Genomic DNA, 12,927 nt, shown 5'->3' on the forward strand with positions numbered 1-12,927 from the left:
GGAATGCTGGTGGGCCTGCTCTGTGCAACCGTGTCCGGCACGGCTCTGGCGGAAGACACCACTGTGCACCACTGGAGCAGCAGCGGGAATGTGACGGTGGTTGATCGTTTTCCGGATGTGCAGCCTTCCGGCATTGCGCGCCTGCCGGACGGGCGGATTGTGCTTTCCCTGCCCACCAGCGCACAGAACCACAAAGGCCCGGTTCTGGTGACATGGACCCCCGGCCATTTGGCGGCCTTCCCCAGCGTGGCGGCACAGGGCAAAATTATTTCTCCGCTGGGCATGACAGTGGATGGGAACGGCCAGCTCTGGCTGCTGGATGAAGGGGTGAAAGCGGGCAGCACGGCCAAGGCAAAACCCGCGCTCCTGCACATTGATCCCAAGAGCGGCACGATTGTGCGGCGCTATGCTCTGGAGGCCCCCGCCGTTCTGCCGGACAGCCATGTGAATGATGTGCGCATTGACCTCACCCACGGCAGCGCAGGCACGGCGTTTATCAGTGATACATCCCAGACCACGCATCCGGCCCTGCTGGTGGTGGATCTGGCCAGCGGGCAGGCCCGGCGTATTCTGGCGGACACGGTTTCTGTCAGCCCGGTGCCGGGATTTGTGATGGAAGCTGATGGTCGGCTCGGGCGGTATGATGCCGCGCACCCCACCGTGCCGCAGGGCGGGGTGGATGGCATTGCGCTGAGTGCGGACTCTACACGCCTGTATTGGTCTCCTCTCTCCTCACGCCGTCTGTACAGCGCCCCCACAGCCGTGCTGGCGGATAAGGATGCCACGGAAGCAACGCTGGAAGCCGCTGTGAAGGATGAAGGTGAAGTGGGCATAATGGACGGTATGCTCACAGCGCCGGATGGCAGCTTGTATGTGACGGACATTGAACGCCATGCCGTGGTCAGGCGTGCTCCGGATGGCACACTTTCCCTCGTGGCGCAGGATGCCCGTCTGATCGCGCCAGACAGCATGACGTTTGATGGTGCGTCCATTCTGCTGACAGTCGGCCAGTGGGCGCGTCTGCCTGTTTTTCATAACGGGAAGGATGTGCAGGAACGCCCGTATAGTCTGATGCGGATTGCACCGCTGGCGCCTGCCCCGAAGCCTTAAGGGGGAGGGGCTGCCCCTGCTGCATTTGCGGGGGCAGACTGTGCAGTGTTCGGCAGGCGTGGTGTTCAGGAACAATTCATGCCGCAGCTTCATGATGCCAGAGAGAGGCGGCGAAGGATCCGGCGGGAGAGCAGGCTGGATTTTCTGACCCGGCATGCATGAGTATCAGGATACTGGAAAATCAGAACAAAGGGGGTGAGGATGTCCGGTCAGGATTTTATGACAGCTCTGCCAAAGGCTGAATTGCACCTGCATATTGAGGGCAGCCTTGAGCCGGAACTGATGTTTGCGCTGGCGCGCCGGAACCGGGTTTCCATTCCCTTCAAGTCTGTGGAGGATGTGCGGAACGCCTATCAGTTTACAAAATTGCAGGATTTTCTCGACATCTATTACGCCGGGGCTGATGTTCTGCGGACAGCGGAAGATTTCAGGGATCTGGCTGTGGCCTATTTTAACCGGGCGGCGGCGGATGGCGTGACACATGCCGAAATCTTCTTTGATCCGCAAACCCATACCCTGCGGGGTGTGCCGTTTGATGTGGTGATGCAGGGTTTGCTGGCCGGGGTGGAAGAGGCCCGGCGCAGGCATGGCATGAGTGTTCTGCTTATCCTGTGTTTTCTGCGGCATCTGGATGAGGAGTCTGCGTTTTCAACGTTCCGGTCTTCTGAAAAATGGTTTGACCAGATCTGCGGTGTGGGGCTGGACTCTTCGGAAGTCGGGCATCCGCCATCCAAATTTGCAAAGGTTTTTGCGGCCGCCGCCGCTGCCGGGCTGAAGCGTGTTGCGCATGCGGGGGAGGAAGGGCCTCCGGCCTATGTGTATGAAGCGCTGGACATCCTGCAGGTGGACCGGCTGGACCATGGCAATCGTTCTCTGGAAGACCCGTTCCTGATCAGCCGTCTGGCGCGGGAGGCCATGACGCTTACCGTCTGCCCGCTGTCCAACCTGAAACTGCGTGTGGTGGAAGATCTGAGAGATCACCCCATTGATGTGATGTTGCAAAAAGGGCTGCGGGCAACGCTGAATTCGGATGATCCTGCTTATTTCGGCGGCTACGTTGCCGATAATTATCGTGCTCTTGCCGCGGCGGGGAAAATCTCTCACGCGGAGGGTATCACTCTCGCGCGGAACAGCTTCCTTGGCTCATTCCTCACGGATGAAGCTCTGACACGGCAACTGGAAAATCTTGATGCATTTGTGCTCAGGCACGCGGCACAGCAGTAAGGAATTCGTAACCTTCTGGATGCAAGAGAGGGCTGGCACACCCTGAAGGAGGCTTTTTCAGAAAGACACTGGTTCAGAAAGGCACTGGGCCTGAAAAACCCGGTGTCTATCACGCAATGTTCTGAAGAAGCCTCCTGAAATAGTGGTATGCTCTGGAAGACTCTTACTCTCTTACGGGCTTACGCCGAAGGCAAAAACGGTTGTCTGGTCAAACATCTGACCGGGCCTGAGCACGGTTGAGGGGAAATTCGGGTGGTGGGGGGAGTCCGGAAAGTGCTGGGTTTCCAGCGCAATGCCGTCTGTCTGGCGGTAGGTGCGGCCGGATGGCCTGGCGTAGCGGCCATTCAGCCCGTTTCCGGTATAAATCTGTATGCCGGGCTGCGTGGTGAAGACGGAAAGCGTGCGGCCTGAGTCCGGGTCTGTCAGTGTTGCCGCCAGACGCGGCGTGGGGCTTGAGCTGGAGCCGTTAATCACCCAGTTATGGTCATAGCCACGCGGGGCGCGCATCTGCGCGAATGTGCTGCGTAAACGTTCCCCGATACGATGAGGGGTGCGGAAATCCAGCGGTGTGTTTTCAACCGAGGCAATGGCTCCGGTGGGGATGGAGGCCGCATCCGCAGGGGTGTAATGGTCTGCGTTTACACGCAGGACATGGTTTTCCACTGTGCCGGACCCTTCACCCGCCAGATTGAAGTAGCTGTGGTTTGTCAGGTTCAGGATCGTGGGGCGGTCCGTGCTGGCGCGGTAGTGGATGTTCAGATGGTTGCTGTCATCCAGAATATAGGAAACATGGACCGTCAATGTGCCGGGAAAACCCTCATCCCCATTGGGGCTGACAAGTGTCAGCTCCGCCCCTGTTGCATGGGAGAGGCCGGAAAGTTCACGCACTGACCAGAGTTTTTTATCAAACCCCTTCACCCCGCCGTGGAGCGTGTTCGGTGGTTCCGTAGGGGAAAGGGTGTAGTGTTGACCATCCAGATCAAACGCGGCCCCCGCAATGCGGTTGGCATAACGCCCCACCAGAGCGCCAAAGAATAGCCCACCTTCCGCGCTGTCTCGCGTATAGCCCTCCAGAGTGGGAAAACTGAGCACCACATTTGCAGGTTTCCCGTTTTTGTCCGGTGTGATGATGGCGCTGATGACGCCTCCATAGGAGAGAAACTGCACGATCATGCCCTTGGCGTTCCGCAGGGTGTAGCGGGAGACGGGCTGGCCGTTTGCCAGTTTTCCGAAAGGTTCGGCCAGAAAGCGTGGCGGCGCTTCGGCATGGGCCTTTTTCCATGAAGGGGAGAAAGAGGGCACCAGCACGGCCAGAACCCCGAACCCGAGTGCGAGCTTGTGGGGCAGGCGGGAGAAAAAGTGACGGGGTTCAACTGCGGGCGGAAGAGGATGTGCTGTCATGATGCAACGGTGTCCGTATTAAGAGAGAGCGGCGGGACCAGTGAGCATGGCAGACCAGACAAGGGCGAAGAAAGACCGATCCGCAGGTCGCTCCTGTTTTTGTGATGCCCGTCCGGCAGGTCACAAGCATGGTCTGCGCAGCGAGGTATCCCTCTGAAACGTCTGGGGTTTGGCAAGGTTCATAAAAGAAGGCGTTCTGGAGGGAAGAAAAATCTGTGTAATTTTCTCGAGAGGCGCCTGCTTTGGTTCTTTCCTTCAGGATGTTTTGAGTTATTTCCTTTGTATGAGATGAATAGACAGCCTCTTCTGGGCGGGAATACGCTACTTTTTATTTATGATCTGGTGGCAGATTTTGCACTTCAGATTTTTTCTGGAAAAAACTGAATTGATCTTATACGCTCGCCGTCCTTTCCCTGTAATATCTGAGAATATTGGTTGACCTGAATGACGCCACCATCTTCCCGGCCCGGAGTGCCGTTACTCATTACGACTGTCCTTGTGGCGGTGCTGGGCTTGTTTCTGACCGGGGGCGGGGTGTGGCTCGCTTTTCTGGGCGGGTCCCGTTTCTACGTGCTGTGCGGGCTTGTCCTGCTGGCCACGGCGGTGCTGCTCTGGCGCCGTCGCATGGAAGCCCTGTGGCTGTACGCCGCGCTGGTTTTTGTCACGTTGGTCTGGTCCATAGGGGAAGTGGGCTTTGACTTCTGGGCGCTGGCGCCGCGTGGGGATGTCCTGCTGCCGCTGGGCCTGTGGATGCTGCTGCCGTTTGTCACCCGTGACCTGCGACCGGCCTCCCGCTGGGGACGTGCGCCGCTGGTGGCTGGCGTGCTCGCCGGTGTGGGGATTTACGGCTTTGCCCTCACGCAGGACCCGCAGGATATTGCCGGTGTACTGCCTTCCGCAGCGCTGCAGGCCGTCCTTCCCGGTGATGCGCAGGACGCGGCGGATGCTGACTGGCCCGCTTATGGCCGCACCCAGTTTGGAGACCGGTATTCTCCCCTCAAGCAGATTACACCGTCTAATGTGGCAGGTCTGAAAGTGGCATGGGTGTTCCGCACGCATGACCTCAAGACCCCGAATGACCCCGGTGAAATCACGGATGAGGTCACGCCCATCAAGGTGCGGGATACGCTGTATCTGTGCTCTCCGCACCAGATACTGTTTGCGCTGGATGCAGCAACGGGAAAGGAGCGGTGGAAGTTCGACCCTAAAATTCAGTATAATTCCACCTTTCAGCACATGACCTGCCGGGGTGTTTCCTATTCGGAAATGCATCCGGGTGATGTGACCAGCGATGGCGCGCCTGCCCCCACCGATTGCGCCCGCCGCGTGTTTCTGCCCACCAATGATGGCCGTCTGTTTGCGCTGGATGCGGAAACCGGAGAGCGCTGCCACGGGTTTGGCAAGGATGGGGAACTGGACCTGAAAACCGGCATGCCGGTGCAGGACGCGGGGTTTTATGAGCCGACATCCCCTCCGGTCGTGACCCATAAGGTTGTGATTGTTTCCGGCGCGGTGATGGATAATTACTCCACCCATGAACCCTCCGGTGTGACGCGCGGGTATGACCTGTATACGGGCCGCCTTGTCTGGGCGTTTGACGCGGGCAATCCGAACCCGAACGAACTGGCCTCCGATACGCACAAATATGTTGCGAACTCTCCCAATTCCTGGATTACGTCCTCTTACGATGCCCGCCTGAACATGGTGTACATCCCCACGGGTGTGGCCACGCCGGATATCTGGGGTGGGAACCGCTCTGCGGATCAGGAACGCTATGCTTCCGGCATTCTGGCCCTGAATGCGGATACGGGGGAAAAGGTCTGGTTCTATCAGACCGTACATCATGACCTGTGGGACATGGATGTGCCTGCCCAGCCCAGCCTTGTTGATATCCGTCAAAATGATGGCTCGGTTGTTCCGGCACTGTATGCCCCGGCCAAAACCGGCAATATTTTCGTGCTGGACCGCCGTAACGGGCATCTGATTGTTCCTGCACCGGAAACACCTGTGCCGCAGGGTGCGGCCCCGGGGGACCATGTTGCAGCCACTCAGCCTTATTCCGAGTTGACCTTCCGCCCGAAGAAAAACCTGACGGATGCGGACATGTGGGGCGGCACGATGCTGGACCAGATGGTGTGCCGCATCATGTTCAAGAAGCTGCGTTATGAAGGGCCGTTCACACCGCCGTCCGAACAGGGCACGCTGGTGTTCCCCGGTAATCTGGGCATGTTTGAATGGGGCGGTCTGGCTGTGGATCCTGTGCGTCAGGTGGCCTTTGCCAACCCCATTGCCATTCCGTTTGTGTCCACCCTTGTGCCGCGCGGGCCGAAAAATCCGGCTGAGCCGGACCCGAGTGCCGGTCCTTCCGGCACGGAAACTGGTGTGCAGCCGCAATATGGCACGCCCTATGGTGTGGACCTGCATCCGTTCCTTTCCCCGCTGGGCCTGCCGTGCAAGCAGCCGGGCTGGGGGTATGTGGCCGGGATTGATCTGAAAACCAACCGGATCATGTGGATGCATCGGAACGGCACCGTGCGGGACAGCGCTCCGCTGCCGCTGCCCTTCAAGTTGGGCATGCCCGCACTGGGCGGCCCGCTGGCTACGGCGGGTGGGGTCGCGTTCCTGACCTCCACGGCGGATTATTATATCCGGGCGTATGATGTCACGACCGGTCGCCAGATCTGGCAGGACCGTCTGCCAGCCGGTGGGCAGTCCACACCCATGACGTATGAAGCCAATGGCCGCCAGTTTGTGGTGACGGCGGATGGCGGCCACGGCTCGTTCGGCACCAAACTGGGCGACTATATTGTTGCCTATGCCCTGCCGGAGGGTGCTGGAAAGCACTGATCCGCAGGGAAGCTGCCGGACAGGGTTCCGGCATGCGCTGAGAAAAAACTGTTGAAAGAGGGCGGACCGGGGAACTGGTCCGCCCTTTTTTGTAAAGCGGCAGGATGCCCTGCGCACAGGCCCGATGCGGCCGGGCAGGAGAAGCCGCTTGCATTCAGCCCGGTGATTGGTGATCCTGCGCGGAATGTGGAATGAACCTTATCTTGAAACTTGTTGCCGCGCCGCCTTGCACCGTTTGTGTCTGGCAGGTGCGGTGGGGCGTCCGGCTGGCTTGCGGGATGATCCGTGCCTGCTGCGGATGCAGGACATGGGCTTTGTGCGCGAGACCGGGCAGGGCCGTTTTTTTGTGACGGATGAGGGCAGGAGCCGCCATGCGCGGGAAGTGCTGAAGGTGGCGGAGGGGCTGAAGGCCGCCCCACTTTCTGGCCCGCGTGGATGATCAGCCCGGAAGACATCTGGGAGACACTGGACGCCCTGGCTCTGGAGCGGGGGCTGACCGCATCAGGCCTTGCCCGTGCGGCGGGGCTGGACCCCACAACATTTAATCCGTCCCGCAGGTGCACAGCCAGTGGAGAAATGCGCTGGATGGCTATGCCCAGTCTGTTACAGGCGCTGGGGAGCCTGAAAATTTCTCCGGCCCTGTTTTTCAGGCGGCTGGAGGGTGTGGGGCGTGGGGTGGAGGATGTCACCGTCCGGCGTATCCGTGGCCTGCCTTTGTCTCGACTGAGCGGGGAGGGCCTGTTTGACGCTTCAGGCCACCCCACCGGTTCATTGTGGGATGAGATGACTCTCCCCTGTTCCGTGGCACCGGGAGCTTATGCTGTAAGAGTGGATACGGATGCTCTGGAGCCGCTGCTGCGGGAGGGAAGCTCTCTGGTGCTTCTGCCCGATGCGCCACCCCGGCGCTCAGACCGTGTGCTGCTCTTGCGTTCGGGGTTGGAGCCGATTCTTGGCACGCTTGTGGAAACGCTTCAGCGTTCACAAGCGCGGTATGAAGATGTCTGCGCAGGGTTGAGGGATGGCAGGCAGCATGAGCAGGATTGGTCATGTGAGGAGCCAGAAGCGGCTTTGTCGCGCCTTCAGGAGATGGACCAAAAGCCCGCCGAGGACACAGGGGGCGTAACCTGCTGGGCCGTGCAGCCGTTGGCGGCGAGTATCACTGCTTTCGCTGGAGAATGCAGGGGGGCGAGCGGGCAAGGAAATGCAGGGGCGGCCAGAGACTCTGCTGACGCGGTGTGCGGGATAGTTCCGGTGCCGCAGAGCAAGCACGGTGTGTGGCTGCATCGGATCATTATTGGAACGTATTAAAAAATAGATTCCTGTTTAATTCTGCAAAATTATGAAACAATAAGAATTTATTACACAAATACATTTATAAATACTCGTTCATTACGATATATCACGGAAACGTGAACGCAAATCCGGGAGATAAAGTTTCATGAATGTAATGAAACCGCATACCGTGAAATCATATAATATATGCAGGGTAAACAAATATAATGATGACACTGTTTCATGGCCTGCGAGAGCGTTCGTATCTGCTAACCTGCACGGCTCTGGTGTTCTGCTCAGCAGCTTTTGCAAAACATGCCCAGGCTGATGCGGCTTTCTCCCCTACGGACCGGATCTCTGCAAAGCAGAATCATCCTGTGAGAAAGCTTTCAAAAAAAGAAGGTCCTGTCAGACGTCATTCAGAAATTGGCCCGCGTTCTGTTCATTCTGTTGCGGGTGAGGAGGTGCAGGTTACCTCCAGTCACGCGCATTCAACCGGGGCTAATGTTGTGATTTCCCGTGCGGTGATTGACCACTTCACTTCAGGTTCAAGCCCTCTTCAGGTTCTTGCCGCGACGGCACCCGGGGTCAGTTTTGGGTCGTCTGATGCTTTGGGGATGGATACGGCCGCCAGCACCTTTTATGTTCGTGGCTTCAATCAGTCTCAGCTTGGCGGTATGATTGATGGTATCCCGATGGGGGGATTTGGATTTCATAACTGGTATGGGCTGAATATTGATCAGATTGAAATTCAGGATAACATACAGTCCATGTCTGTCTCTCAGGGGGCTGGTGCGGTAGATATAGCATCAGGCCAGACGCTGGGTGGCGCGCTTACATTCCATTCTTCTGACCCTAAAGACAAAGCTGGCGGCCGGGTGAGCCAGAGTTTTGGAAGTTATAACGGATTTCGTACTTTTGCGCGTGTGGATAGCGGAATTCTGAATTCCAGTGGCACGAAGTTTTATGCCTCTTATGCCAGAACATCGCAGAACCTCTGGAAAGGTTATGGAGACCAGAGAGAAAATCAGGCCAATTTCAAGCTTGTGCAGCCGTATTTGCAGGGGCGCGGAAAGCTGACAGCCATTTTCGATTATTCTGGATTTACACAGTATAATTTCCTCACCATGACCAAAAACATGTGGCTGAACTACGGTCAGGTCGCCATGCTTAAGCCTGATTATGCAAAGGCTGTGCGTTGGGCGGCGGATGCGCAGGCCGGCACCGTGCCGACAGAGGTGCAGGGGAAGCTTTCTGCGGATGAAGCCTCCAATATTTTCTGGGATGGCTCGCAGGTGCAGAGAAATTACCTCAGCGCTCTGGTGAATGAATACAATATCCTGAGTAATTTTAAATCCGATACTGTTCTTTACGGTCATGTTTCCAATGGGGATTACGGCGGGACAAATAACTTTCTGACGTCTCCAACCTCTGGTGTTCCCATGGTGCTTCAGATGGGGCATCCAGATGTCCGGCGGATAGGGTTTACGCAAAGTTTCACATTAAAGCTGCATAATAACGATATTCAGAGCGGTGTATGGTACCAGAATAATACCTTCAACTATCCCACGCGTTTGTATGAAGATGGTGTGGATAGCGCGCATTCATCGCTCAGCGGTTTTAAAAAGGGAACCGGAACCACCTGGTGGGCGGACTCCTATAACAGCAATACATTTCAGTTTTACCTGAAAGATGTGTGGCACATTATTCCGGGTATGACGCTTGAAGGTGGCTTCCGTTCTTTGACACAGACAACGCATGGCGGCACCAGTGTGGATAACACGGAAGCTCTGGCCTCTACATGGGGGACTTATTACGCGCATCCTGTCTCCGGGAGTATGACGTCCTCCAATGCCTTTCTCCCGCATTTTTCCTTTGATTATCATTTTCTCGATAATCATGAATTTTACTGGGATATTGCGGAAAACATGCGTACGTATGATTACGCGACCCAGACAGACGGTGGCACTCCGTGGGGTGGGCTCGGGAATGCAAATAACTCGGCCCAGCAGGTGTTTAATGAGAACAAGAGCAAGCTGAGGCCCGAGAGAACATGGAACTATGTTGTGGGCTATCGCTACAACTCAGCCCTGTTTTCCGGCGCGGTCGATTTCTATCATACCGACTACTATAACCGTCTGGCAGGCATTACTTCCGGCCCTGTCAATAATACGTACAGTGCATATTTGAACGTGGGGCGCGAGACCATGAACGGAGCAGATGTTCTGGGTACTATCCGCCCGTTCCACGGTCTCGAAATTACCAACAGCTTCAGTTGGAATGATGCGCAGTACAAATCAAATGCCATTCCCTATAATGGCAGAACGATCAGTATAAAAGGCAAGCATCAGGTTTTTTATCCGAAATTCATGTACAAGGCGAACGTCAACTACACTTATCGACGTGCTTCTTTTAACTTCAATACAACTTACAGTAGCGCTATGGCGATGACTTATACGAATGATGTGAAGGTACCATCTTACTGGACCTCTTCTCTTATGGCGTCGTATAATTTCGGGAAAATTGGCCATGCTCTTCAGGATCTGAAGGTGAGCTTCTCGGTCAACAATCTTTTCAATCAGAATTACTTTGGCGGCTATTATGGAGCGGCCGCCATGTCTGGCGATGATAACGCCATTCTCTATCAGGCCGCCCCACGAGAATATTTCGGCACGCTCTCCGCCGAATTCTGATCTGCGCAGGATCGGGAACACGGTGTGCGTTCTGCGGTAACGTAGGGCGTATGCCAGACGAGCTGCATTATATTCTAAATAACACAAAAGCGATAACAAAATGAAACGCAATACTTAGGGCGTGTCGTCAGTTAATCCCGATGATGGCGGAAACGAGTTGCACTGCTGCGAGGACTGTTGACTTCAGCTTGTCGTAGCGTGTTGCAATGCCTCTGAACTGCTTCAGCCTGGCGAAGAAGCGTTCAATGATGTTTCTGTTTTTGTAGAGCTGAAAGCTGATTTTCCGTGGATCGCGTCGGTTTTTCCTTGAAGGGATAACCGGTGTGATCTGCCGCTCTTCGATCTTTTTGATAAGTGGATCAGCATCATAAGCCTTGTCGGCGATAAACGCTGCAGGGTCGACTTCATCCAGCAAGGGGGCTGCTTCTATGATATCCGCTCTCTGCCCGGGCGTCAGGGATAGGGCGACCGCCTTTCCCGCAGCATCGACAATAGCGTGGATTTTCGAAGTCAGTCCGCCACGGGACCGCCCGATGGCCTGATCCGCGCCCCTTTTTTACGGGCACCCGCACTATGCTGGTGAGCCCGGACAATCGTGCTGTCGATCATCATGTATTCATTGGCTCGGTCGGCGGCCAGATGCCGGAAAATCCGTTCGATCACGCCACTTTCGCACCAGCGGCGTAGTCGTCTGTGAACATTCTTCCAATCCCCGAACCGCACTGGCAGGTCACGCCACGGAATACCGGCGCGGTAACGATACAGCACTGCTTCCACAAACAGACGGTTATCGGCAGCCGTTCCGCCAACATGACCTTCACGACCTGGGAGAATATCCTTTATCCGTTCCCACTGACTGTCACTCAGGCCATATCGTCGCATTCATTCTCTCCTCGAAAACAAAGAGAAAACATCACAGATCAAACAGGAGTACAAGCCTCATAGCGCAAGATGCTAACTGACGACACGCCCTGATAATAGTAGAGGAACAGATTCATGGCCTCCAATATCTGGCAATCCAACCTCAATTAACAAACAAGGTCTTTCATCAATGAAAGATTTTCTTGAAAAAATACCAGATCTCACGGTCAAGCAAGGAAATAAGTTCGAAGGGTTTGATATTATAGACTTAACAGGTAAAGGTTTAAGGTTTGATCAAAACGGAAACTTCGTATCCTTCCTTGATAAGGACTTAAAATAAAATGCAAACCCTAGAACATCTGGATATTATATTTTCCAGCGACCCGAATTATGAAAAACTAGTAACAGAAGTTTATTTTGATGAATTATTCGTATTCCAAATCATTATTAACCATGGTTTGGATAATATGTTTATTGTAACTCCAGACAAAACAATGAGTCCAAAATACGTAAAACATGATATTCCTCTTGAATGGATGTTAAAAGCCATAAAAATTGCTCAGGAGGAAACTATAAAGAGACAGCTTCTTCCAGAAGAAGAACTATCTTGGCGGCCTGCCCCCATAAACCCGGAAGGGAACTGAACAGAGACTTTCACATTCCGAAATCCGGCCCGCTGTCGTGGCCCCTTAACCGGGAACATGAGCGCCCACCATGACCGCCCCCATGTTCCCGTTCTGCTTCTCAACTGCCTACGTGTTTAGTCCCGGGCTTTGATGGGTTGGATTGATGATGAATCCGTTCTGGCTCTGAAGCCCATATCTTGCAGATGTATTCATAGGGTGTGAGGCCTTTGAGTGTCTTGAGCCGTCGCCCGAAATTATACGCGGCGATGACGTCATTGAGGTGCGTCCTCAACTGCTCATGGCTGTCGTAATGGAAGCGTTTGACAGTTGCTTCCTTGATCGTGCGGTTCATTCGCTCGACCTGACCATTGGTCCAGGGGTGATTGGGTTTTGTCAGGCGATGCTCGATCCCGTTGGCCTCGCAGATTATGTCGAAACGCGTGGAACGTGACCATGTCGTGCCCCGGTTGCGGGGTTGCTCGGCAAACTGGATGCCATTGTCCGTCAGGATGGTATGAACCCGATAAGGGACGATGCGCAGAAGATATTCGAGAAATTCCAGGGCCGTTCGTCTGTTGGCTTTGTCCACAAGCTGCGTTACCGCAAACTTGCTTGTGCGGTCTATGCCGACGAAAAGGCCACGATCATCGCTTCGTCAGTCTCGGACAAAACCGTTGAGCGCGGCTCTTTGGGACCTGTCTTCTGATCCTCGACAGTCTGACGTTTCCACTACTTCGCCACCGTTTTCGGATTGATCCCGAACGCCTCGCTCAGCGCCGCGAGCGAAGCCTGCGATCGTTGTATTGCCGCTCGCACGGCGTGCGTGGTCGTGGCGCTCTCATGACGTATCTGTCCCATAATGCTTCCTTCCACTCGCGTGAAAATAACACACC

At 55.4% G+C, this 12,927-nt stretch carries 9 protein-coding genes and 1 pseudogene; 7 read left to right on the forward strand and 3 right to left on the reverse strand.

Annotated features, from left to right (window positions below):
* Positions 1-3: 3 nt before the first annotated feature.
* Entirely contained in the window at positions 4-1,110 is a 1,107-nt protein-coding gene (locus GOB82_RS00135; protein ID WP_166119561.1) for an L-dopachrome tautomerase-related protein, read from the forward strand.
* 219 nt (positions 1,111-1,329) lie between these two features.
* Positions 1,330-2,334, forward strand: a complete 1,005-nt coding sequence (locus GOB82_RS00140; RefSeq protein WP_242007121.1) for an adenosine deaminase — start codon at positions 1,330-1,332, stop codon at positions 2,332-2,334.
* 171 nt (positions 2,335-2,505) lie between these two features.
* Here GOB82_RS00140 and GOB82_RS00145 read toward each other — a convergent pair whose 3' ends face one another.
* Positions 2,506-3,735, reverse strand: a complete 1,230-nt coding sequence (locus GOB82_RS00145; protein WP_166118165.1) for an aldose epimerase family protein — start codon at positions 3,733-3,735, stop codon at positions 2,506-2,508.
* 444 nt (positions 3,736-4,179) lie between these two features.
* Here GOB82_RS00145 and GOB82_RS00150 point away from each other — a divergent pair, with 444 nt between their 5' ends.
* The 4 genes from GOB82_RS00150 (at position 4,180) to GOB82_RS00165 (ending at position 10,547) form a co-directional block, all read left to right on the forward strand.
* On the forward strand, positions 4,180-6,582 hold the full coding sequence (locus tag GOB82_RS00150) for a glucose/quinate/shikimate family membrane-bound PQQ-dependent dehydrogenase (protein WP_166118168.1): 2,403 nt from the start codon (positions 4,180-4,182) through the stop codon (positions 6,580-6,582).
* A gap of 184 nt (positions 6,583-6,766) precedes the next feature.
* Positions 6,767-7,021 carry a hypothetical protein gene (locus GOB82_RS00155; protein ID WP_166118171.1) on the forward strand — a complete coding sequence of 85 codons (255 nt, stop codon included), beginning with the start codon at positions 6,767-6,769 and terminating at the stop codon, positions 7,019-7,021.
* The gene (locus tag GOB82_RS00160) at positions 7,018-7,890 is read left to right on the forward strand and encodes a helix-turn-helix transcriptional regulator (RefSeq protein ID WP_166118174.1); all 873 of its coding nucleotides are present in this window, start codon (positions 7,018-7,020) and stop codon (positions 7,888-7,890) included. Before GOB82_RS00155 ends, GOB82_RS00160 begins: the two co-directional genes overlap by 4 nt.
* Before the next feature lie 194 nt (positions 7,891-8,084).
* Entirely contained in the window at positions 8,085-10,547 is a 2,463-nt protein-coding gene (locus tag GOB82_RS00165) for a TonB-dependent receptor domain-containing protein (protein WP_166119564.1), read from the forward strand.
* 127 nt (positions 10,548-10,674) lie between these two features.
* Here GOB82_RS00165 and GOB82_RS00170 read toward each other — a convergent pair.
* Positions 10,675-11,429 (reverse strand): IS5 family transposase gene (locus tag GOB82_RS00170; protein ID WP_166118177.1). Its coding sequence is split into 2 segments (ribosomal slippage): positions 10,675-11,099 and positions 11,099-11,429, totalling 756 coding nucleotides; the frame shifts between segments, so codons are not numbered across the junction.
* Positions 11,430-11,749: 320 nt separating this feature from the next.
* Between GOB82_RS00170 and GOB82_RS00175 the strand changes: the two genes are divergently transcribed.
* Positions 11,750-12,052, forward strand: a complete 303-nt coding sequence (locus tag GOB82_RS00175) for a hypothetical protein (RefSeq protein ID WP_166118180.1) — start codon at positions 11,750-11,752, stop codon at positions 12,050-12,052.
* A 108-nt stretch (positions 12,053-12,160) separates the two neighbouring features.
* Here GOB82_RS00175 and GOB82_RS00180 read toward each other — a convergent pair.
* Positions 12,161-12,892: pseudogene (locus tag GOB82_RS00180) on the reverse strand (integrase core domain-containing protein).
* Between the last annotated feature and the right edge of the window lie 35 nt (positions 12,893-12,927).

The sequence above is a fragment of the Acetobacter farinalis genome (assembly GCF_011516935.1).
Classification (GTDB): Bacteria; Pseudomonadota; Alphaproteobacteria; order Acetobacterales; family Acetobacteraceae; genus Acetobacter; species Acetobacter farinalis.